This is a genomic window from Blautia parvula (assembly GCF_020215665.1).
GTDB lineage: Bacteria > Bacillota > Clostridia > Lachnospirales > Lachnospiraceae > Blautia > Blautia celeris.
The window spans coordinates 5871242-5895511 of record NZ_CP084061.1; the positions used below are offsets into that span (position 1 = coordinate 5871242).

Sequence of the window (24270 nt, forward strand, 5' to 3'; positions counted from 1 at the left end):
GGTAAGTTATGGAAGAAACCATAGAAGGATATGTGGACCATATTATCTTCCGGAATGAGGATAACGGGTACACAGTTATGGTTGTGATTGCTGAGGAGGAAGAGCTGACCTGTGTGGGCAGTTTTCAGTATCTAAGTGAAGGAGAAACCATCAAAGCCTATGGACATTACACAGAACACCCGTCCTACGGCAGGCAGTTCTCCGTCACCTCCTATGAGACCGTTGTGCCCCAGGATTCCATGGCCATGGAACGATACCTGGGTTCCGGCGCCATCAAAGGGATCGGAGCGGCTCTTGCCGCCAGGATCGTCAGGCGTTTCAAGGACGACACTCTGCGTATCGTGGAGGAGGAGCCGGAGCGGCTGGCAGAGATCAAGGGCATCAGTGAGAAGAAGGCCCGGGAGATCGCTGCTCAGGTGTCTGAGAAGGCTGATATGCGGAAAGCCATGATGTTTCTTCAGCAATACGGCATTTCCCTTTCACTGGGAGCTAAGATATTCAATCAGTATGGACACGAAATGTACGGCATACTAAGGGAGAATCCCTATAAGATGGCTGAGGATATTGACGGAGTGGGATTTAAGATGGCAGATGAGATCGCTGCCAGGATCGGCATCCATACAGACTCCGATTACCGTATCCGAAGCGGTCTTCTATACATATTACTGCAGGCAACTGCAGAGGGGCATGTGTTCCTTCCACAGCGCATTCTGCTGGAACGGGCATCTGCCCTTTTGGGCGTTGCAGCCGCTTATATGGAAAAACATATTATGGATCTGGCTATAGACAGAAAGATTGTAGTAAAAGAGGTTGCGCTCAGGGAAGGGGCACAGACGGAACCGGTCATCTATGCCAGCCAGTATTACCAGCTGGAGCTACATGTGGCACAGATGTTAAAAGAACTGGCCTTAGAGGATACCGTGGATGAGGAGAGGATGGAAGCACAGCTTGTTCGCCTTGAGAAAAGCGGAAATGTAGAGCTGGATGAGAAGCAGCGCCAGGCAGTCATAGAGGCTGTGAAAAACGGCCTGCTGGTTATCACCGGTGGCCCCGGTACAGGAAAGACCACCACCATCAATGCGATCATCCGTTACTATGAGCTGGAAGGCGTGGACATCTGTCTTGCCGCTCCCACGGGAAGAGCCGCAAAGCGTATGACAGAGACCACAGGCTATGAGGCCAGAACTATCCACCGGCTTTTAGAACTCAGCGGAATGCCGGATGACTCCTCTGCCAGCATCCACTTTGAGCGCAATGCCCAGAATCCGTTGGAGGCGGATGTTGTTATTATTGACGAGATGTCCATGGTGGACATTTTTCTTATGCACGCACTGCTCTCGGCCATTACGCCGGGCACCCGGCTGATTCTGGTCGGGGATGTGAACCAGCTTCCAAGTGTAGGGCCCGGAAGTGTACTCAAAGATATCATCCGTTCTGAAAAATTCCCGGTTGTGGAACTGGTCAAGATTTTCCGGCAGGCTTCCCAGAGTGATATCGTGGTGAATGCCCATAAGATCAACCGGGGTGTCCCTGTTGTTCTGGATAATAAAAGCATGGACTTTTTCTTCCTGAAGCGGTATGACGCCAATGTGATCATCAGTGTTGTCATCACCCTGATACAGAAGAAACTGCCAAAGTTTGTAGATGCAACGCCTTATGATATCCAGGTTTTGACTCCTATGCGGAAAGGGCTTCTGGGTGTAGAGCGTCTGAACAGCATTCTACAGCAGTATCTGAATCCCCCTTCTCCTGACAAGAAGGAGAGGGAGCACGGCAGCGGCTTGTTCCGCGAGGGTGATAAGGTCATGCAGATCAAGAACAACTACCAGACCGAATGGGAGGTCCGCGGCAAATACGGCATTCCGGTGGAAAAAGGCGTGGGTGTTTTTAACGGGGATACAGGAATCCTGCGAGAGATCAACACCTTTGCGGAGACCCTCACCGTGGAATTTGATGAGGGACGCTTTGTGGAGTATGCGTTCAAGCAGTTGGATGAGCTGGAGCTTGCCTATGCCATTACCATCCACAAATCACAGGGAAGTGAATACCCTGCGGTGGTGATTCCTCTTTTGGGAGGCCCCAGGATGCTGATGAACAGAAATCTTCTCTATACAGCCGTGACAAGGGCGAGAAAGTGTGTGACATTGGTAGGAGATGAAAATACTTTTTGGGAAATGGAAAAAAACCAGATGGAACAAAGCCGTTATACCACTCTGGATCTGCGGATAAAGGAAAGCTGTTAGCATCCTTTGCCCTTGATATGGTCTATCCCAGGCGCTGCCCTGTCTGCCATGACATTGCAGTTCCAAGGGGAAGGACCATATGCCGGGAATGCGTGGATAAACTGGTGCCCATCCATGGGCCGCGCTGTTTTAAGTGTTCCAAGCCCCTGGCGGACAGTGAGTCAGAGTTCTGTTATGACTGCGCATCGAAAAAACATTCTTATGACCGGGGAATCAGTATCTTTTCCTACGGTTCAGTCCTTTCAAAATCCCTGTATCAGTTAAAATACCATCAAAGGCAGGAGTACGGCCGTTTTTACGGCAGATATGCCGCGGCAATTGCAGGGGAACAGATCCGCCTCTGGGGAGTGGAAGTGCTGATCCCTGTTCCGCTTCATCCGAAAAGAATGGAGAAAAGAGGGTACAACCAGGCAGAGATCATAGCCGCGGAGATAGGAAAAGCACTGCAGATTCCGGTAGATACAAAAACTGTGATCAGAAAAATCAATACAAAACCCCAGAAAGAGCTGAACGACAAGGAGCGGAGAAATAATCTTCGCAGCGCCTTTGCCGTGACAAAACCCAGACTTCCCTGGAAAAAAATATTGATCGTAGATGATATCTACACCACAGGGAGTACTGTGGACGGTGTAAGCCTTGCCCTGAAAGCAGCCGGTGCGGAACAGGTATATTTTTTAACCGCAGCCATAGGGACAGGTTTCTGCTGATAAGGCTTGATTCGCCTACTTTATTTATGCTATAATGCAAGTTGTATACATAGAATGGCATGTCCGGTACATCCCGGTATTGCGCTGTTTCATGTGTCATAAGACGGTACGTCCATACAGTCCGTGGTTTTGTGAAAGAATCAAAACAGACTGTGCGGTGTCCATAGAGTGCCGTATTTGTGGGATGCCATTTAGGAAATGCAGTAAGTGGCACATTTGTTGTGCCATAAATTGCAGACAGCCTTTTGGGGCATAATTATAGTAAACTGTGAGTACATATAAAAGCATTGTTTTCACAGGAAGTAGAGGAAGCTTATGTTAAATGAACAGAAAATCAAGAAAATGAGGAAATTAGCTGCTTACGAATCCGGTAAGGGCAGAGAAGATCTGTCAATCAGCAATTACTACAGAAGCGATTATATAGGCCTTGCAATGATCAAGAACTTTTTTATCACGACCATCGCCTATGTGCTGCTGCTGGCTGTCTACTTTGGGTATAAGAGCGAATATATGATGGATAATCTGCATAAGATCGACCTGTTTTCTCTGGGAATCAAAATTATCATTATCTATATCGCACTGCTTGTGGCCTACACCATTCTGACTTATATCTACTGCTCCGTCAAATACAGAAGCGCTCAGAAAGGCGTGGAGGAGTATTACAGAGAGCTGGGACAGCTGAAAAAAATATATGACAGAGAAGAAAAGAGAGCCGGGAGACTGACCGGAAGGAGGAAAGGCGCATGACAGCGTTACTGATATTGAAACAGAAAATCAAGGAATTTTACGGGGAGCATGACACCTGGATTCTTCCGATCCTGAAGTTTATATTGGCATTCGGTCTTTTCAAGGGGATCAACACCACACTGGGATTCATGGGCAAACTGGATAATATTTTTGTTGTCCTGATTCTGGCCCTTTTATGTTCCGTTATGCCCGTCAATACCATGACGATCCTGGGCTGTGTCCTGATCATCGGCCACTGCTATGCAGTGGGAATCGAGGTCGCAGGTTTTGCTCTGCTTCTTATGATCCTGCTGATGATATTATTCCTGCGGTTTACATCTAAAGATAACGTGGCTCTTGTGCTGACTCCGGTGTCCTTTGCCTTTCATATTCCGGCAGCCGTACCCATCGGCTGCGGTCTTCTCCGCGGACCTGCAAGTGCGGTGCCCGCAGGCTGCGGCGTTATTCTGTATTACTTTATGCGTCTTGTAAAAGACAAGGCAGGGGTACTGCAAGGAAAAGAGACAGAGGCTGTCCAGAAGCTTCAGATCTTACTGGACGGACTGGTGAAGAATCAGGAAATGTGGCTGGCGATCATAGCGTTTGCAACAGCCACCCTGCTGGTGTACCTGATCCGCCGTTCCTCCTTTGACTATTCCTGGAGGATCGCAGTGGTTACCGGTGCGGTAGTGTACATTGTTCTGATGTTGTTCGGAAGCATGTTCATGAGCATCAGCATGGAGATGGGCAGCGTTATCATTGCCGGTGTGGTTTCCGCATTGATCGGCCTTGTCATTGAATTTTTTGTACTGGGAGTGGATTACTCAAGAAGTGAAGTGACCCAGTTTGAGGATGACGAATATGTCTATTATGTAAAAGCAGTACCGAAATCTCTTGTGTCACAGACAAAGAAGAGTGTGAAGAAATTTTCATCTAATAAGAAGTCAGATGACAGTGATCTGGACGATTTAGATGAAGAAACACCGGAACAGGATGCAGCGCCTGTAGAGCATGTTTCAGAGGAGGATTTTGACTTTGAGAAACAGCTGGAAGAATCGCTGAAAGACTTATAAAGATAATCCCATAAGGGAATTATACATAATTAAGGGGGTGGAGATATGGGGAATATGGTAGCCAGCATAAAAGAATATCTGACCGGTTTAACTCTTCCGCATATGTCATGGATTGACATTATTGAAATTCTTCTGATAGCAGTATTGGTTTATCAGTTTATGTTGTGGGTGAGAAATACACGGGCTTATTCCCTGTTGAAAGGAATTTTAATTGTCCTGGCATTTATCTTCATCGCTTATCTCTTGAAGATGAATACGATTTTGTGGTTGGTGTATAATGCCGGCGGATATGCGATCACGGCAGTGCTGGTTATTTTTCAGCCGGAGCTTAGAAAAGCTTTGGAAGAACTGGGACATAAGAAAATAGTAAGTACAATTCTTCCCTTTGACAGTGGTAAAAAAGATGAGAGCGGCAGATTCAGTGACCGTACATTAAATGAAATTGTCCGTGCCAGCTATGAAATGGGAGAAGTTAAGACAGGGGCATTGATTGTCATCGAGGAAGAGACGATACTAAACGAATATGCAAGAACAGGTATCTATCTTGACTCATTAGTGACAAGTCAGCTGCTGATTAATATTTTTGAGCATAACACACCCCTTCATGATGGGGCTGTGATCATCCGAGGGGACCGTGTTGTTGCAGCAACCTGCTATCTGCCGCTGTCGGATAATATGGAGCTGAATAAAAATCTTGGAACAAGACACCGGGCAGGAGTAGGAATCAGTGAAGTAAGTGATTCTCTGACAATTATTGTTTCCGAGGAGACCGGCAGGGTTTCTGTAGCCCAGAATGGTGCCCTGAGGGTTGGAGTAACCAGGGATGAACTGAAAGAAATATTGATAAAGGAGCAGAACGCCAACGCAGAAAAACAAAAGCGTAAGATATGGAAGGGATGGGTGAAGAATGAAGAAAAGTCTGATGAATAAATTTACCTTAAAAATCCTTTCCCTGCTGATTGCCATGTTGATATGGCTGCTGGTGGTTAATGTTCAGGATCCTATAACAACAGAAATTTTTACAGATATTCCGGTGACTTTTGTTAATGAGTCATACATTGAGAAAAGCGGTAAACTAGCCCTTATGGTGGAGGGAAAGGATACGGTAAATGTCCGTGTAAGGGGCGAAAACAGTATTATCAGGAATATGAGCAAAGATAACATCACTGCAGTTGCAGATCTGACTCAGATTATTGATATGACGACACAGCCGATCATGGTGCCTGTTACCGTAACATGTCCAGGCATAAAAGATAAAAACGTAGAGGTAACACCAAGAAATATTCCTATAACTATAGAAGAGAGAGAGAGCATAGACTGTATCATCAATACAGAGCTTGTAGGAGAATCAAAACCGGATAAGAATTATGAAGTGGGTAAGACTACGGCTGAGCCGGAGAAAATTACTATCACAGGTCCGAAATCCGTTGTTAAGAATATTGACAATGTTACTGCAAAAGTTAATGTAGATGGAATGACCGAGAGCGGTGAAAGGAATGCGGAGCTGGTGATTTATGATAAGAATCACGATGAGCTTACGGATAAGCAGATGGCTTCCCTGAAATTTGATATACCAAGTACAACGGTAAAGGTTAATGTTGAATTGTGGAGAACGCTCCAGGGAGTCACAATTGATGCGTTAAATTCTTATGTAGGAGAGCCGCTGAATGGATATCAGGTTGGAAAAATTACGTCTACTCCTGAGAAAATCAATATTATCGGTTCAGATGAAGCACTCCAGAAGTTTACGGTAAATGGCAACAAACTGACCATTCCCGCATCGGAGGACAGAGATATTACAGGTAAATCAGCCGACTGTGAATTTTCCGTTGATTTAGCCGAGCTTCTTCCAAAAGATATTAAACTGGCATCCGGTGTAAATGATACGGCACTCATAAAGGTAAGTATCCTTCCTCTTAACAGCAAGGAATACAACATCTCCACAACAGATATTAAGATTGAAAATAATCCTGGAAATATGAATGTTGTTCTCGACAAAGTGGAGGTTCTGGTCCGTGTTGAAGGACTTACGGAAGAACTGGATAAACTGGAGAAAAGCCAAATACACCTGAGCATCGATCTCAAAGGTTATACAGAAGCAGGCGAATACGAAGTACCGGTTAAGATTGAAGTGCCTGACGGTTATCAGGTGGTCGATGAAGTCAAAGTCAAAGCAACCTTGACAAATACCAATACAGATGCTGTAGCACAAAAGCCGGCATCGTAAAACAGAAATAGGGGAGTGATGAATAATGGTAAGCCAGAAAGTCAAAGTCAATAATTTAATAGGGCTGCACCTGAGACCAGCAGGCCGCCTCTGCAGTGAGGCTATGCAGTTCAAATCACTGATCACCTTCAGTTACAGCAATGTTACAGCAAATGCGAAAAGTGTCCTCAGCGTTCTTGGCGCCTGTGTGAAAGGCGGAGATGAGATTGAATTGGTATGCGAAGGGGAAGACGAAGAAGAGGCATTAAAACATCTGGTATATATTCTGGAGGAAGGTTTGCAGGAATAAGCATTTATCCCGGGGATGGGACAGTCAAGGCTGTCTCATCCCTCGATTTTTGCCTGACCGAATCGTTACATATATTTTACTTTAAGGAGAAAGCAATCATGCATAATAACATCAAAGAAGGTCTGAAAGACGGTATTCCCATAGCACTGGGTTATTTTTCTGTCAGCTTTACATTTGGAATGCTGGCAGTGAACAGCGGTATGGCACCTCTTCACGCGGTGCTGATTTCCCTCTTTAATCTCACATCAGCAGGACAGTTTGCAGGTCTGAATGTCATTTTATCGGGTGCCTCCCTGTTGGAAATGGCATTGACACAGCTTGTTATCAACATGAGATATGCGCTCATGTCGCTTTCCCTGTCCCAGAAGTTCGACAGCTGCGTAAAGACGCGCCACAGGCTTTTGATCGCGTATGGAAATACAGATGAGATATTCGCGGTGGCAAGTTCAAAAAGGGGAAGTGTGGGTCAGTATTACATGTACGGCCTGATTCTCCTGCCGGTTCTCGGCTGGGTAGGGGGAACGCTGACCGGAGCCATAGCGAGCACGGTTATGCCCGCCTTTGTACGCAGCGCTTTGGGTGTGGCGCTGTATGGAATGTTTATAGCAATTGTAGTCCCACCGGCAAAAAAAGAATCCACAGTGCGGACCGTGGTATTTATTGCGCTGGCCCTGAGCAGTATGTTTTATTATCTCCCGGTGCTCAAACAGGTTTCCGGCGGATTTATGATCATTATCTGTACACTGCTGGCAGCGGGGATCGGAGCTGTTCTATTTCCTATTAAGGAGGGTGAGGAAGCATGATTTATGCGTATATTTTTGTTATGGCAGGCGTGACTTATTTGATCCGTATGCTGCCTTTGACACTGATTCAGAAGAAAATTTCAAATGTATACATACGCTCATTTCTATATTACGTGCCATATGCCTGTCTGACAGCCATGACATTTCCGGCTATCTTATACGCGACGGCATCGCCGATATCCGCTTTTGCGGGCCTGGCAGCAGCCATATTTTTTGCCATGAAGGAGAAAAGTCTGGTGATGGTGGCATGTTTTTCCTGTATCGGTGTTTTTATCACAGAACGTATTTTAGAGTTAATATGAGCAGAGTTCATGAGACTGTAAAAGAAATTTAATATTACATTTCTCCGGTTTGGTTGTAATAACCTGTAAAAAATGGTAAAATGGTGATATCTCTAGAGGGAGAGTATACCTGTTTGATACATATTGTATCCGGGAGATAAATAAGAGCGTAAAGCTGGAAAGTAGAGGGAATAGTATGAAGAAGCGCAGGATGAAGCTGTTGGCACTGATGCTTACAGCAGCGGTTACATTCACTTCTGTTCTTCCTGTAGGAGCAACTGCTACCAACGGAAGCGAAGCACCGCAGCAGGTTACGGAGCTTACAGATCCGCTGGATGAAGGGGGCGGAGTAACAGACAATGGCCAGGGAAATACAGATGTTTCCGGCGATGTCCAGAATGGCATTGACCAGACCGGAGATGAGCAGCCTGGTGACCTGCCGGCTGAACCGAATCACGATGCAGAAACAGCCCAGGATGACCATTGGACTCTGGAACAAGCTGAGAATAAGATGATATTCCGGTATTATGAGTCAGTAGATGGGTTTGCAGGATATCAGAAGAAATGGGAATTGGATAAGCAGAGCGGTATCTGGACGTATTTTGAAGTTCAGGAAGACGGGACGGAAGCGGCTGCTACTCCTAAACCATATGACGAATTTGATGTAAATGGAACACACGTTGGCCTTTATGAGACCGTAGGATACTTAGACGAGGATCTGGGTGCAGTAACATTGGTTTACGCTTTTGCATCAACAGAGGAGGGTCTAAAAGGCTATGGCGGATATTGGTATCAGAATGAGAACGGTTGTTTCACATATTATACAACAGAAGCAGATGCAGAGGGAGATCCGGATGCTAAAATGGCGGAAGGACTTCAGGTACCTGGAAGTTTCCTGGAAGGCCTGAACACGATCAAAGATGAAGATGGTGAATATACCTTTTGGCTGGATGCAGAAGGCAGACCGCTGACAAATGCATGGAAGATAGTTGTGGGAGATGACGGAAACAAAACATTCTGTTATTTCGGTGAAGACGGAAAGATGCTGACAGAGGGCATGCCCACAGGACTTCAGACTATTGAAGGTTCTAACTATTGGATCGGAGAAGACGGTAAGCCTGAGACTGCTGTATGGAAAAAGCTGGATGGCAAGTATTATTATTTTGATGTGAATGGTGTGCAGACACAGGATAAAACAGGCCTTCAGAAAATAGACGGCAGTAATTACTGGGTGAATAAGGATGGAAGTTATGCCAAATCCAAATGGATAATCAGCGGCGGTAAATATTACTATTTTGGAGCAAATGGAAAACAGACATCTAAAACCGGATTACAGACAATCAATGGCAAGAAATACTACGTGAACAAAAACGGCACAGTTAAGAAAAATACTTCTGTAATTGTAAAAGGTGTGCGGTATTTCTTTGGCAAAGACGGTAAATGTACCAAATCCTACAAAGTACATACTGTGGGTTGGAAATCAAATGGAAAAGGCTGGTGGTATCAGAAAGAAGATGGTACCTGGCCAACAAACTGCTGGTATCAAATAGATGGTAAAAAATATTATTTTGACGGCAGCGGATATATGCAGACCGGATGGTTGAAATTAGGAAATAAGTGGTATTATCTATCAGGAAATGGTGCAATGGTAACCGGATGGATTAACCTGGGGGGAACCTGGTATTATCTTACACCAGATTCTGGTGTTATGAAGACAGGTTGGTATAAGGTAGGCAATAACACATATTTCAGTAATGGCAGCGGAGCCATGATGACAGGCTGGCTGAATCAGGGAGGAACCTGGTACTATTTAAATGGCAGCGGGGCTATGCAGACTGGCTGGGCTGTGGTAGGCGGTGCATGGTACTATTTCACACCTGGAAACGGTGCGATGAAGACCGGCTGGTACAAGATTGGAAATACCTGGTATTTCAGTAATGCAAGCGGAGCTATGCAGACTGGTTGGTTGAACTTAGGTGGAACCTGGTATTATCTCACCGGAAGCGGAGCGATGGCTCAGGGCTGGGCTAATGTAGGAGGAACCTGGTATTACCTTACTCCGGGTAGCGGAGCAATGGCAAAGGGCTGGCTGAACCTGGGAGGAACCTGGTATTATCTGAACGGAAGCGGAGCTATGGTAACAGGCTGGCTGAATCAGGGAGGAACCTGGTATTATCTGAATGGAAGCGGAGCTATGATTCAGGGCTGGGCAGTGATAGGCGGTTCCTGGTATTATTTCACACCGGGTCACGGTGATATGCGGACCGGTTGGTATCAGGATAATGGCAAATGGTATTATTCTTACGGCAATGGCATTATGGCTATGAATACCTGGATTGACACATATTATTATGTGGGCGGAAGCGGAGCCATGCTGACAAACACTACGATTGGCGGGTATTATGTAGGTAAAGATGGACGATGGGTGCCGGGTTATGGTACGGTAAATGTCAATACTGCTGGCCAGTGGGAGCAGAAGGGCGGAGCTTATTATTTCCGAAAAAGTAATGGAGCATATGCGAAAGGTGAATACATTGCCTGGGATGGTAACTGGTATTATCTGAACGGCAGTGGTATCATGGTTACAGGATGGCAGTATATAAAGGGATATAAATTATATTTTGGTACAGGCGGACAGCTTCATCAGGATGTCAGTAATATGGTAGGCGGCCCTTACCAGATCAGAGTAAACCGTACGAGCTGCCAGATTACTGTTTTTGCAAAAGATGGAGGCAATGGGTGGATTATTCCGGTCAAATCAATAACCTGTTCTGTGGGTAATCCGATTACTCTTACACCGGCAGGAACATTTTACATCGGAGATCAGGACAGATGGCATATACTTATGGGACCGTCATGGGGACAGTGGACCTCACATGTAGTAAACGGTATCTTTATCCATTCTGTTGCAGGTACTTCCACCAGCCAGTATAATCTCTCTTCATGGGATTATAATTTGCTGGGACAGCCGGCATCTCATGGCTGTATTCGTGTTTGCGTAAGGGATGCAAAATGGATTTATGATAACTGCGGCAGAGGAACTGCGGTAATTATCGGAGATGGATATTACGAGCCATTTGATAAACCGGCAACACAAAAACTTCCTGCGGGAGTAAATTTGAAAGATCCAACAGATATTTGGTAAAAAATTAAAAGTGCCGTCAGGTGATACACATAGAGTGTATTAACCTGACGGCACTTTTTTATAATGGAAGATTATAATTCGGGATATTTGGGAATTTGATTCTCATAAAGGATCTCTTCACCATCTTTTGTGGTGATAGAAATGTGTTTGTATATATACCTTGTCATTCGATCTATTTCTTTTCTGGTTCCGTCGGATATATAGTAACGGACTGCATAAGGATTTACACCATGTGGGATTATCCGTTCACCTGGTTTGTAAAAAAGCCAGGCGTCTTTTACGCCCTTCATATTTGATAGCTGGGATGCAGCCTCCTGATTGTCAACCATCAGACCATTTTTTCCGTGAAAATATAGAACAGCACTGTTTTTTTCAAAAAAAGGTGTATGTTTTTTTAATGTGTTCCTCAGTGAAGTATCGTCATATAAATAATCCAACAGCAAATTTTCCACCTTGAGTCCACAGCAGTAATCTACAAGCTCATGCTCATAGCCGAAAAATCTTCCAGCAACTTCGCAAACGGATACGGGTTCACCGGGTGACCAAAAAAACTGCATAGATAGTACACCGCTGGTTTGCCCGGTATAATTTGCAACTTTTTGCAAAATATCTTTTGCTTCGTCATATACATTATGAATCAGACGGGATGGATAAACATTACGGGTGCTGATTGGTATGTCATTTGTACAAACCGGTGTTTTTTCCCGATCTGCAATACTGATCACATGTATCTCTCCGTCCAGAACCCAGCTCATCATGTTGAATTCATAACCCTCATTATATTCTTCTACCAAGATCTCTTTAATCTCTGAAGTTGCACAGATGAAATCATAATACTTCCTGATTTCTTCCACAGAATAAAGGACCAGGATACCCCGGGATCCATATTTATCTATGGGCTTTACTACTACAGGAAATTCCATATCATCTAGTAAAGAATCTGAAAAATCACTGGATAGCCGGACATATTTAGCAGTTGGGATTGAAAGCTGGCGGAACATCTGTTTCATGATATCTTTGTTTCGATAATAATCCAGTTTTTCTGGAGAAAAATAGCATTTCAGTCCGGCCTTGTTTGCAATTTTCACCATGCATTCAAATAAATAGTCTGAGAAGGATGTGATAATTCCGTCAACTCGCTCCAGCTGACAGATAGAAACAATCCGGTCCGTATCGCCCACATCGATGTCATAGGCTTTATCAGCATATTTTTTGCCCTCACTGTCTGGATAACCATCGCATACTATTGTATAAATTCCACGGGATTTTGCCAATTGAATGAGTTGGACAAATTCTCTTAATGAACCCAAAATTAACAGTCTCTGCTTCATCATATGTCCTTCTGACCTTTCATCAATCGTTTTAAAACAATTAGGATCCGCTCCATTTCTTCCGTACCATAACGCTGGTCACAGGGAAGAGGAAGTATATTTGCTGCATAGTCGTAGTCCAAACTTTTTTCTGGCATTTCCTGTATGACATTCGACCAGTAAGTCGGAACAAAAATTTTTTCTTCAGCCAGTCTTTTTCGCATACGGATACCGTCCCGACAGTAAAGAGGGTAAACAAAGGGGCCTGTTTGCGGAATAAGAGTCAGTTGGTTTTCAGAATCCAGAACCTCACTGAGAGTCGCATAATTTGCATTACGAATATTACATACCCGCTGGTAGTCAATACCTTTTAATAGATTTTGTGTTAATCGTGACATCCTTTTGACGGGCTCACTGCATAAATTATGTGCAGTATTCAGCATTGATGAATAATACTCAGAGGCTGAGTGTTCATACCGGCCGAGAATATGCTGCATACGTTCGGCAGAGCTGTCTTCAGGAAGTATATCTATAGTAGAATGTTTCTGTTGCCCAAGGGACAAATAGGCACCGTCCGGCAATCCGAAAAATTTTCTGCAGGAATATAAGACAGGAATCGTACCCAGTGGTTCTTGAAAAAAAGCATGGGTATTATCTAATAATATATTGCCATAAATATTCTGAAGTTCCAACAAGCGTTCTTGAGAAAATTGTCCATAATAGTTTACAAGATACAAATATTCACCGGTGTCCATTTTTTTTAGAGGCAGTGCAGGTGAAAAATCCTTTTGAATATGATACCAAGCCAATTCTATTTTAGAATTTTTACATACAGAGGTTACGGAATCGCAGAGAAGAAGAGGTAGCCACAGTTTCCTAATGTGTAACTGCTCCAGAGCGAAAACAAGTGCATTTCGGCCGAGATTAAGTTTGATAAGGTCAGGATAATATTCTTCTCCAGACATTTCTTCTAATTCCAGATAACCGCCAATTTCTTTCATGATCTATTTTCCTCGAATCTAACAATATTACAAATCTTTTTTGCGTATTACATAATTAGGCATTTTCTTAGCTTCATTTAATATGTTCATTAAATATTGACCGATAATACCTATGGCTAATAGTATAATGCCGTTATAGGCTAGTATGAGCAGGACAAGAGTTGTCCAGCCCTCTACAGATACACCATAGATAAAATAGCGTACCAGATAAAACAAACCCAGCAATATACTTATGATAAAACTGAAAATCCCCAAATCTCTCACTAAAATTAAAGGAAATGCAGAATTTGATGTAATATCATATATCAAGTCCCTTGCCAGATGACGGAACGTATAATTACTGCGTCCCACTTTACGTGAATCGTGCTGAACAGGGATATTGATAATACGGTTGCTGCTTTGTACCAAAAGATTACCAATCTGCGGCAGATGGGTATTCGTGTTCAGGATGGCTTCTACAATAAATCTCCGCATAAGCCGGAAACTTGTGATTTCAAGGTTGGGATCTTTATTGAGCATCTTGGATGTTGCATAGATTGAAATTTTAGTACCCAACTTCCGGATGAAATTGTGCTTTCTGTTTTCGTATTTAGCGATTATTACATCCACATCGTCACGTTCGTTTATAGCAGCAGCCATTTTGGGGATTTCTTCCGGGCGATGCTGAAGATCATCATCCATAGTGATGATAAAATCGCCCTTTGCAAAAGAAAATCCGCAGAGAAGAGCGGGATGCTGACCAAAATTTTTTGCCATTTGAATAATTTTAACCCGGGAATCCGCTTTATGAAGTTTTTCCATTACTTCATACGAGTTGTCCCGGGAACTGTCATCTACTAGTATCAATTCAAAGTTTTCTTTCATTGTATGGTCAAACACATCACGGATTCGAGTATATAATTCTTCTAATGTCTTTTCTGAATTATATACAGGAACAACGATTGAATATAAACTCATAATTATTTACCTCCAGGACTGCTTTTCTTCTATTTTATAAAATGACAGCAGCCACCTGGCCTATTATAACATTTTACGACAGGGGTTTCAATAGACTTGTTCCGGAAGAAGAAGGGTGTTATAATAAAAAAAGCTGTGCAATATTAGAGATGTGTACAGAAAGTATGTTAAGAAAGAAGGGGTGTAAATGGCTGTTTCTAAAAACAGCAGGATAAAAGATTATATTTTTCTGCATATCAGTATTATGATATTCTCCTTTACTCCTGTGTTTACAAAAATGGCATCTATAGAGTTTAATAAAAATGGCATCTGGGGAATAAAATTGTATTTTTTCTTTTTCCTTATGCTTTTGGATTGTTTCATTTATGCGTTGGCATGGCAGAAAAATATTCAAAAATTTGAATTAAGTGTTGCATATGCGAACAAAAGTGTCTATCTGATTTGGTCACAAATATGGGCAGTTTTAATTTTTGGTGAAGTACTGTCAATTAAAAATGTGATTGGACTGTTAGTAGTATTAATTGGAGTATTGGTGGTGCAAAAATATGAATAAATATATGTTGATACTTTTTGGCGGTACTTTTTTTACTGCATTTTCACAACTTTTATTAAAACAGAGTGCAAATAGAAAATATAGCCATCCAATCTATGAATACCTGAATTGGAGAGTCATTACTGCATATGGAATCTTTGGGGGTGTCCTTCTTCTGAATACATATGCGTTTACTGGAGTTGATATGAAATATGGCTCTGTGATTGATACATTCAGTTATGTATTTGTTATGCTTCTATCCTATTTTATATTGAAAGAAAAGTTCAGCAAAGGGAAATTGATTGGAAATCTGATCATTATAACAGGTATTTTTATCTATACTTTAGGATAAAAGATGCGGCCGGTTTCATGTAGAGACCGGGCCGCATCTTTTTTCAAGACAGGATTTTAATTTATCGTGATTGATGAAAATATTTGAAAATAGTATCCACAATATATTCTTTATCTTCTAATGTAAGATGGTAGTACATGGGGAGTCTGACCAGTCGCTCACTTTCTTTAGTAGTGTATTTGTCCTCTCCGGCGAAGCGGCCATATTTGATACCTGCCGGAGCAGTGTGAAGAGGAACATAATGGAAAACACTTAGAATCCCGTTTTCTTTCAGATAGGTGATGAATTTAGTCCTTTCTTCCAGATCGGAAAGCTTTATGTAATACATATGGGCATTATGTTCACATTCAGCAGGTACATAAGGCAGTTCCAGATAACCCATATCAGCCAAAGGTCTCAATGCATTGTCGTAAAATTCATAGCTATCCATGCGGTCTTTTTGAATTTCATCTGCTATCTCCAACTGAGCCCACAGATAAGCCGCATTCATATCACTGGGAAGATAGGATGACCCATAATCCTGCCAGGTATACTTATCTATCTGACCGCGGAAGAATTTGCTGCGGTCAGTACCTTTTTCTCTTAAGATTTCCGCTTTTTCCTGATAGGCAGTATCCTGGAATAAGAGTGCGCCGCCCTCGCCCATGCTTAGATTTTTTGTCTCGTGAAAACTGAGACATCCAAAATCCCCAATGGTACCAAGACTTTTTCCTTTATAATAGGAAGAAAAACCTTGAGCAGCGTCTTCAACAACCTTCAGTTTGTGCCTTTGAGCAATGTCCATAATGGTATCCATCTCGCAGGAGACACCTGCATAATGGACAGGAACGATGACTTTCGTTCTGGAGGTGACAGCGTCCTCTATCAATGTTTCATCAATATTCATGGTATCCGGACGGATATCTACAAATACAAGGGATGCGCCTCTTTGTACAAAGGCATCAGCAGTGGATACGAAGGTGTAAGAAGGAAGAATGACCTCATCTCCCGCGGTGACTTCTGATAATACGGCAGCCATTTCTAAGGCATGTGTGCATGAAGTTGTGAGAAAGACCTGATTTACGCTGAACTTGTCTTTCATCCAGTTGCTGCAACGCTTTGTAAAGTCACCGTCACCGCATATTTTACGGTTCATGACAGCTTCTTTTATATAATCCATTTCTTTTCCAACATAAGGCGGAACATTAAAATCAATCATGAAAAACTCCTTTAACTTATCAATACAAACGCCAATTTCTTAAAAAACATAATTATTGTAGCACAAAGTAAAAAAAAAGGAAACATTAAACTGGTATTCCATTGATTTCTTTAGAGTATTATTGTATAATATTTAATACTTACTTAATAAATTTAATAAGTTTGAAAGAAACACAAACAGAAAAGGGGTAAAGAATGAAAAAAGCAGGGAAAAGACTCCTGTCATATCTGTTGGTTCTGGCCATGCTGATGAGTTTGTATACACCAGTATATGGCGCAGATGCATCAGTTTCAGCAGGAGCAGGTACACAGGCAGTTGACGAGAAACAGCAGACAGGCCAGAAGGAGCCAGCCGCAGAGGAAGGAATAGGAGATGAAGGGAAAGAACCGGCTTCAGAGGGAGAAGATCCGCAGAATGTAAATAATGAAGCGGAGAGTCAGGACGAAAAAAATGAAGTCCAGGACGATGAGAATTCTCCAAATGCAAATGATGTGCAGACGGATTCAGAAGTAGATGTAATAACAGAAGGGGAGAAAGCAGAGACAGAAACACCTTCTTTGATTTGTAATTATATCTTTACGCAGGAAGATGACGCTCATCAGTCTGTTATCGTAGAAGTGGGAGATCAATCTTCTACCATATTGGAAAGTGCTCAGATTACCTATCAGGATGGTGATGGGGAATTACATACAGCAGATGCAGAGGAATTGGCAGAAAATATTGCAGCGTTCTTACTGGAGCTGCCGCAGCAGGGGCAGGAAAGAAAGTTTGTGTCCATGAAGGCTGTTGCCGGGGGACAGGAATATAATATTTCTCTGAGCCAGGAAGAAGAAGAGATGGCTCAGATAGAGATGGGAGCGGAAGAAGTTACCCAGACTATAACGGAGAGTCAAAATGAAGAGGCTGGTCTTGATGCTCAGACAGCAGAGCAGGTAGAGAAGGGTGTTATCTCAGCAGATGAAAGCGGTATTTCTTCAGATGATATCAAAGAGGCAATAACTGAGAATAATCAGTTGGGACAGGCAGCTTCCAATGAAATAGCAGCATTTTCTTTGGGCGATGATACAGATATGCCGGCTACGGTTTCTGTAGAACCTAAAAAGAAGGATCACTACATTGTCGTGCTGGATCCCGGTCATGGCACTGTTGACAAGGATGGTTATGACCCGGGAGCTGATCATAAATTCAGTGACGGTACGAAATTTGTTGAAGCAGACTTGACTATGAAAATCGCCAATTACGTGAAAAAAGAGCTGGGAAAGTACTCTAATATCACAGTATATATGACACATGATACGGTAGGAGCATCAAAGGCCATTAATATGACATTAAATGAGAGAGTGGACTTTGCTGCAAATAAACATGCAGATCTCTTAGTAAGTCTTCATCTGAATGCTTTTGATTATGAGACAGCTCATGGCGCAGAGGTTTTGGTACCACGCACTGGACGGTACAATACGGAAGTTGCGGAAAATGCTCATAAGGTGGCTAATAACATATTGAAACGTCTGGTTTCTCTGGGACTCTATGATAGAGGCCTAAAGGAAAAGGACTCCGGTGATGGAGGCGTTTATCCTGACGGCAGTAAAGCAGATTATTATGCGATAATAAGAGGCGGACAGAATGCAGGAATACCAGCGATTATAGTAGAACATGCCTTTTTATCAGGGGCAGCGGATAAGAAATATCTCAACAACGAAGCTTCATTGAAAAACCTGGCAAAGGCGGATGCATACGGAATCGCCCAGTATTTCGGTATTGAAACAGGCGGTGAGACATACGAGCCGGTACCAGAGTCAAAAGGTGAATGGCGAAAGGTAGGAGGCAAATATTATTACTATGTAGGCGGTAAGAAACAGACCGGCTGGCAGAAGATAGACAATGTCTGGTATTATTTAAATGGAAGCGGAGTGATGCAGACCGGCTGGCTGAATCTTGGAGGAACCTGGTATTATCTGAATGGCAGCGGCCATATGTTGACCGGCTGGCAAAAGATCAATGGCAGTTACTATTATCTGAATGCCTCCGGATCTATGCAGACCGGCTGGCAGAAAATTGATGGAAAACGGTATTATTTACAGAGCAATGGTGCCATGCTGGAAGGCGGCTGGCATAAGATTGGCAGTGCATGGTATTATATGTCAGGAAATGGAGCCGCAGCAGAGGGATGGATTTCTGTAGGTGGTTCCTGGTATTACATGAAACCGGGCAGCGGCAAAATGTGCACCGGATGGTATAAAGTAGGAAAGAAATGGTACTACAGCAACGGGAGCGGAGTGATGCAGACCGGCTGGCTGAATCTTGGAGGAACCTGGTATTATCTTCTGGGAAACGGAGCCAGAGCAGAAGGATGGAATGCTATAGGCGGTGCTTGGTATTACCTGAATCCTTCGGATGGGAAAATGCGGACCGGCTGGTATAAAGTAGGAAAGAAATGGTACTACAGCAACGGAAGCGGAGCTATGCAGACCGGCTGGCTGAATCTTGGAGGAACCTGGTACTTTTTATCCGGGAACGGGGCCATGGCAGAAGGCTGGATAGTAGTCGGAAGTCATTGGTATTATATGAATCCGTCAAATGGCAGCATGTGTACCGGATGGTTTAAAGTAAATAAGAAGTGGTACTACTGTGATGGAAGCGGAGCAATGCGTACCGGCTGGCTGAATCTGGGAGGAACCTGGTATTACCTTCTGGGCAACGGAGCTATGGCGGAGGGCTGGAACTATCTTGGAAATGGCTGGTATTACCTGAATCCGGGTAATGGAGCTATGAGAGTAGGCTGGTTTAAGGCAAACGGAAGATGGTATTACTGCAATGGAAGTGGAGTGATGCAGTCAGGCTGGCTGAATCTGGGAGGAACATGGTATTATCTGACTGGCAGCGGAGCTATGGCAGAAGGTTTTACTACAGTCGGAGGGGCTAAATATTACTTAGCACCAGGGAATGGAGCGATGCTGACCGGCTGGTATAAGGTAAACAATAAATGGTATTACAGCAATGGCAGCGGTGCAGTGCAGACTGGCTGGCTGAACCTGGGAGGAACCTGGTACTACTGTGATAAAAACGGAGTGATGAAAACCGGCTGGATAACAGTGGGTGGTAAAGAATATTATCTGAATGGCTCCGGTGCCTGGATTCCAGACGCAAAAAAAAACGATAATACATCCAGCAGTAACTCTGGCAATTCAAGCACAAATACAAAAAATTTATATAAAATAGCAGGCGACAGCAGTGTGACTGTGGATCAGATGGTAAAGTATTTCAAGCAGTCTAAATGTACATATCCATCAAAAGATCTTTCCAAAGGAGGCGCCAAAGATATAAAAACTTTTGCCAAAATTGTATTGGAGGAGGCAAATGCAGAAGGCATAAAAGCTGAGGTGGTTTTTTGCCAGGCTATGAAAGAAACCGGCTGGTTACAGTTTGGCGGAGATGTTTCTATCAAACAGTTTAACTTTGCCGGCCTTGGTGCAACGGGCGGAGGTGTGAAAGGAAACTCCTTTAAAGATGTACGCACAGGGATTCGTGCACAGGTTCAGCATTTAAAAGCGTATGCGTCTACTGCAAAATTGAAAAATAAATGTGTAGATGTCCGTTTTGAATATGTAGAACGAAATTCAGCGCCTTATGTGGAATGGCTGGGAATACCAGATAATCCGAATGGAGGCGGTTGGGCAGCATCCGAAAACTATGGAAAAGATTTAGTGAAAATGATTAAAAATCTTAAAAAGCTTTAAAAAAACAGATGCATGATAGGATGAATTCTATCATGCATCTGTTTTTTGTTTATCTTCTTTGTCCTGTCCATGCACCGCTGGCATTTACAAAATAGCCGTCAGGCGTCCAGGTGTTAGCATACATCATATTGTTTTTGGGATTCAGGTAATACCAAGCACCATTGATGTAATTCCAGCCGGATACGGCAGCTCCACTGCTGTTGAAATAATACCACTTTCCGTTTAACTGCAGCCATCCGGTGTGCATGGCGCCTGATCCATCCAGATAGTATCTCTGTCCATTTATTGACTGCAGGCCAGTGACCATAACACCGGCATTGTTGAGATAATACCAGGCTCCATTGATATAATTCCAACCGGTGACAGCAGCGCCGTTTATATTGAAATAGTACCATTTGTTGTTTAACTGCAGCCATCCGGTTCGCATAGCTCCTGAACCGTCTAAATAATATTTGCCTCCATTTATATTTTGAAGGCCGGTAACCATGACGCGGTTATTGTTGAGATAATACCAGCTGCCATTAATATAATTCCAACCAACAGCAGCCGTACCATTGCCATGGAAATAATACCATTTGCCATTTAATGAAACCCAGCCGGTAAGCATAGCACCGGAGGCACTGAGATAATACGTTTGGCCATTTATAGTTCTCAGACCAGTGAGCATAAAGCCATTTCTGTCCAGATAATACCAGGTACCACCCAGTTCAATCCAACCGGTGAGCATAGCACCGGAACCATTTAAGTAATACCATGTGTTCCCAAGATGCAGCCAGCCAGTTGCCATAGCACCGGAACCGGTTAAGTAATAATATGTTCCTCCTGAATTGATCCATCCAGTGATCATCTGGCCGGAACCGTTTGAGTAATACCACGTTGTTCCAACCTGATACCATCCGGTAGCGGCAGCACCGTTTCCTTTAAAATAATACCATCTGTTTTTCAGCTTGTACCACCCGGTGAGCATGGCACCGGAAGAATTAAAATAATACTTTTGACCGCCGATAGTCTGAAGTCCTGTTAGCATAGCGCCGGAACTATTTAAATAGTACCAGGTACCGTTTATTTCCCACCAACCTGTTTTCATTGCACCATCGGTACCGAGATAGTACCACTTTCCGCCGTCCTTCAGCCATCCGGTTGCCATATAGCCGGAAGAGTTAAAGTAATACCAGCTTCCATGAATACTCAGCCAGGCATTTTGGGGATAACTTCCATCCGCAAAACGATACCAGTATCCGGAAGAATCCTGCATCCAATTGGAATCTGTAAAGTCAGGGCGCCATTTGCCGGAAGCATCATAGTATTGTCCGTTTACATACTGGTCAGCAGCCATAGCACCTGAAGAAGAGAAGTAATAGTAGTCCTGACCAATTCTCTGGCGGCCTGTGATCATCTGGCCGGAAGAATTCATATAATACCATTTTCCCTTGTCTTTTTGCCAGCCGGTAGTCATCACACCGGTAGAATCCATATAGTAATAATGATTATCTACCACTACCCAGCCTATGGCCATTACACCGCTGGGCTTTAGATAATAATATTGCCCTGCAGAATTTTTTATCCATTTTCCGGAAGAGGCATTACGTGAATTTTCAAAGTAATACCAGTCTTTGTCAGCAGACTGGGCCCAGCCGGTATATACAGATGGAAAACCATTGCGGTAATGGATTCTGACATTTGGTGATGGAAAGTCTGTCACTGCAACAACGGATTTGTTTTTAGGTATGTTATTGCTGAGTTTTTTATCCAGATTGATTACAAATGCTCTGGTAAAAGAAGAATAACATGCCGTTGGATATAATTCCATGCCTGATTTGGACATTTCAAGCAGAGTATCCAGTGTTCCTATTTCACTTCCGATTGAATTATTAGTGACATAATCAAATTTTCCGGTCATAACAGCAATTTTCGGTGACAAAGTTTTTAAATACGTATAGGTATTGGAACCGTATGAACCGTGGTGTCCGAGTTTTAAAAGGTCCACATGGCCGAGTGTTTTAGCTAAGCGTGTTTCTGTTCCCTTAAAATTGTTGATATCAGCAGCCAGGAAAGCAGTTTTTCCGGTAGAGACAGCCGTTACTTTTACACCAAGGCTAAAATAGTTGGCGTCCTGCTTTGGACGGGAAACACCGTAATTCATGATTTCCAGTTTCATTCCGTTTTTTCCGCCCAGATAAAATACCGGTGTGGATTCTGCACCAATCTCATCTTCGTAGATTCCGCTTTGAGCAGGTGCAGCTCCTGCGTAGGCTTTGATGTTCATAGGGTCATCAGGATGATTGGGATCTACCTGGTCTGTGGCAGGAATATCGTTTGTCGTCATATTATCCGATTCAATATTCTCAGGTTCTTCAAGTGATTCATCGTCCGTACCGCTGTTTTCCTGGATGGCTTCGATTTCAGGATCATCCGCAAGGTCTTCTGCTGTTTGGCTGTCTTCTTCTGCAGTGGGAGCTGACAGCGCATTTACAGAGTTAGCTTCACCTATAAAGTCATATGGGGTAGCTCCTTCTATCGGAGAAAAAGAATAACCATCTGCCGTGAGTACAACGGAAAGATTAAATTCTTTTTTTGCATTATCATATTTCTGCAGGTTTTTGAATTCATATGTCCAAAGATTATCGCTGATTTTTGTTACGGAACCAGCTGTTGAGCTGGAATCCGATGATATAGTTACCGGTTTTGGCACATCAGTATCTTTATCATTGGAAGTGTAGCTGACAGTTATAGAGAAAGAATCTGGTTCTTTTACCTGAACAGCCATGTTGGTTTCACTTTTTCCTGCAGATGTATCGATGGCATTGTCTGCAGGCGCAGATGCATCTGGTTGCTCAGAGTCCGGAAGTGTATCCTGTTTTATATCAGCTGAGGTATCAGAATCAGGTAAGTCTTCTCCACTCTGATTGGAGGTATCCTGGTTCAAATCTGCAGTTTCCGGCTGGGCCTGGTCAGAATTTTCCTGAGGAGAAGCTTCCTGTGTTTCATCATTTTCTGCTTCATTGGAAGTTTTGTCCTGTGTTTCCGGATCATCTGCCGGCGGTTCATTTTCCGATGGTTCATTTTCTGATGGTTCACCAGGTGTTTCCTGGGAGTGTTGGGATGTATCTTCATCCTGGACAGAAGGATCGGTGTCCTGATCGGGGGCCTCTTCTGTTGTACTATCTGCATCAGTGTTTTCTTCAGGTTCTGTTTCCGTAATCTGAGGGAAAAGGATTGTGCCGCGCAGAGTGACTGTTTCCGGATAAAGAGGCGCATCTTTTCTAAATGCCTGAATTAAAGTAGCCCCTGTATCTTTTGCAGCCTTAACCATATGGTCATACACATAAAGGTTATCCCATAGACGGGAACTGTCTGTAATGTCACTGTCAGAGTATTTCTCAATATATACTCTTTTAGGATGAAATTCATAGATCACCTCATCGGCAGAGCCGATATGGTCACTGTGAGGGTGTGTGCCTATGTAAAATTCAAAATTGTTTTTTGTGACACCTACGGAATGCATATAAGAAAGAACCTCTCCCTCAAAGCCCTTTCTTTTCACAGTTCCCTCACGGAACGGATACCTGGAATCCCTGCCGTTTGGATAATCACTGTCCTCACCGGAATCTACCATGCCAAACTTACCATTGCACTCAAGCAATATGGCATCAGTGTTATCCTGCAGTGTCAAAAAGTGGATTTTGCAC

The 24270-nt window shown here is 43.4% G+C and carries 18 protein-coding genes; 13 read left to right on the plus strand and 5 right to left on the minus strand.

All coding sequences use genetic code 11. From position 1 onward, the window contains the following. The first annotated feature begins 8 nt into the window (after window positions 1-8). The 10 genes from recD2 to LC508_RS26710 all read left to right on the plus strand — a co-directional run bounded on the left by recD2 (window position 9) and on the right by LC508_RS26710 (window position 11494). Window positions 9-2243 (plus strand): SF1B family DNA helicase RecD2, encoded by a 2235-nt coding sequence (recD2, locus tag LC508_RS26665; protein WP_033143035.1) that lies wholly within the window; start codon window positions 9-11, stop codon window positions 2241-2243. Then, entirely contained in the window at window positions 2168-2950 is a 783-nt protein-coding gene (locus LC508_RS26670) for a ComF family protein (RefSeq protein ID WP_225305270.1), read from the plus strand. The genes recD2 and LC508_RS26670 overlap by 76 nt, the downstream gene beginning before the upstream one ends. A 315-nt stretch (window positions 2951-3265) precedes the next feature. Next, a complete protein-coding gene (locus LC508_RS26675) occupies window positions 3266-3697 on the plus strand; it encodes a hypothetical protein (protein ID WP_033143036.1) in 432 nt (143 codons plus the stop codon). Then, window positions 3694-4749 (plus strand): hypothetical protein, encoded by a 1056-nt coding sequence (locus LC508_RS26680; protein ID WP_103731545.1) that lies wholly within the window; start codon window positions 3694-3696, stop codon window positions 4747-4749. The genes LC508_RS26675 and LC508_RS26680 overlap by 4 nt, the downstream gene beginning before the upstream one ends. 54 nt (window positions 4750-4803) lie before the next feature. Then, window positions 4804-5679: a diadenylate cyclase CdaA gene (cdaA, locus tag LC508_RS26685; RefSeq protein ID WP_033143078.1), complete on the plus strand. Its 876-nt coding sequence runs from the start codon at window positions 4804-4806 to the stop codon at window positions 5677-5679. Continuing rightward, window positions 5657-6976, plus strand: a complete 1320-nt coding sequence (locus LC508_RS26690; protein WP_052099654.1) for a CdaR family protein — start codon at window positions 5657-5659, stop codon at window positions 6974-6976. The genes cdaA and LC508_RS26690 overlap by 23 nt, the downstream gene beginning before the upstream one ends. Before the next feature lie 25 nt (window positions 6977-7001). Beyond that, complete coding sequence (locus LC508_RS26695; protein ID WP_033143038.1) at window positions 7002-7265, plus strand: HPr family phosphocarrier protein; 264 nt, start codon at window positions 7002-7004, stop codon at window positions 7263-7265. 98 nt (window positions 7266-7363) lie between these two features. Further along, window positions 7364-8068 carry an AzlC family ABC transporter permease gene (locus LC508_RS26700; RefSeq protein WP_033143039.1) on the plus strand — a complete coding sequence of 235 codons (705 nt, stop codon included), beginning with the start codon at window positions 7364-7366 and terminating at the stop codon, window positions 8066-8068. After that, window positions 8065-8370: an AzlD domain-containing protein gene (locus LC508_RS26705; RefSeq protein WP_033143040.1), complete on the plus strand. Its 306-nt coding sequence runs from the start codon at window positions 8065-8067 to the stop codon at window positions 8368-8370. Before LC508_RS26700 ends, LC508_RS26705 begins: the two co-directional genes overlap by 4 nt. 175 nt (window positions 8371-8545) lie before the next feature. Then, window positions 8546-11494, plus strand: coding sequence for a L,D-transpeptidase family protein (locus tag LC508_RS26710; protein ID WP_054352245.1), 2949 nt, complete (start codon window positions 8546-8548; stop codon window positions 11492-11494). 71 nt (window positions 11495-11565) lie between these two features. Here LC508_RS26710 and LC508_RS26715 read toward each other — a convergent pair whose 3' ends face one another. Genes LC508_RS26715 through LC508_RS26725 form a run of 3 tightly spaced genes read right to left on the minus strand, consistent with a single transcriptional unit; the run spans window position 11566 to window position 14762 of the window. After that, complete coding sequence (locus LC508_RS26715; RefSeq protein ID WP_225305271.1) at window positions 11566-12828, minus strand: ATP-grasp domain-containing protein; 1263 nt, start codon at window positions 12826-12828, stop codon at window positions 11566-11568. Next, the gene (locus LC508_RS26720; protein WP_033143042.1) at window positions 12825-13805 is read right to left on the minus strand and encodes a hypothetical protein; all 981 of its coding nucleotides are present in this window, start codon (window positions 13803-13805) and stop codon (window positions 12825-12827) included. Before LC508_RS26720 ends, LC508_RS26715 begins: the two co-directional genes overlap by 4 nt. Window positions 13806-13832: 27 nt before the next feature. Continuing rightward, the gene (locus LC508_RS26725) at window positions 13833-14762 is read right to left on the minus strand and encodes a glycosyltransferase (RefSeq protein ID WP_033143043.1); all 930 of its coding nucleotides are present in this window, start codon (window positions 14760-14762) and stop codon (window positions 13833-13835) included. A 187-nt stretch (window positions 14763-14949) separates the two neighbouring features. Here LC508_RS26725 and LC508_RS26730 point away from each other — a divergent pair, with 187 nt between their 5' ends. Both LC508_RS26730 and LC508_RS26735 read left to right on the plus strand, forming a co-directional pair. Continuing rightward, window positions 14950-15315: a transporter gene (locus LC508_RS26730; protein ID WP_033143044.1), complete on the plus strand. Its 366-nt coding sequence runs from the start codon at window positions 14950-14952 to the stop codon at window positions 15313-15315. Continuing rightward, complete coding sequence (locus LC508_RS26735; protein WP_033143045.1) at window positions 15308-15646, plus strand: EamA family transporter; 339 nt, start codon at window positions 15308-15310, stop codon at window positions 15644-15646. Before LC508_RS26730 ends, LC508_RS26735 begins: the two co-directional genes overlap by 8 nt. A gap of 61 nt (window positions 15647-15707) precedes the next feature. Here LC508_RS26735 and rffA read toward each other — a convergent pair whose 3' ends face one another. After that, window positions 15708-16844: a dTDP-4-amino-4,6-dideoxygalactose transaminase gene (gene rffA / locus LC508_RS26740; protein ID WP_033143046.1), complete on the minus strand. Its 1137-nt coding sequence runs from the start codon at window positions 16842-16844 to the stop codon at window positions 15708-15710. A 194-nt stretch (window positions 16845-17038) separates the two neighbouring features. Here rffA and LC508_RS26745 point away from each other — a divergent pair, with 194 nt between their 5' ends. Beyond that, on the plus strand, window positions 17039-20581 hold the full coding sequence (locus tag LC508_RS26745; protein WP_118593815.1) for an N-acetylmuramoyl-L-alanine amidase: 3543 nt from the start codon (window positions 17039-17041) through the stop codon (window positions 20579-20581). A 49-nt stretch (window positions 20582-20630) separates the two neighbouring features. On the opposite strand, the gene LC508_RS26750 is transcribed toward LC508_RS26745, so the two are convergent. Continuing rightward, window positions 20631-24254 carry a hypothetical protein gene (locus LC508_RS26750; RefSeq protein WP_158587232.1) on the minus strand — a complete coding sequence of 1208 codons (3624 nt, stop codon included), beginning with the start codon at window positions 24252-24254 and terminating at the stop codon, window positions 20631-20633. Between the last annotated feature and the right edge of the window lie 16 nt (window positions 24255-24270).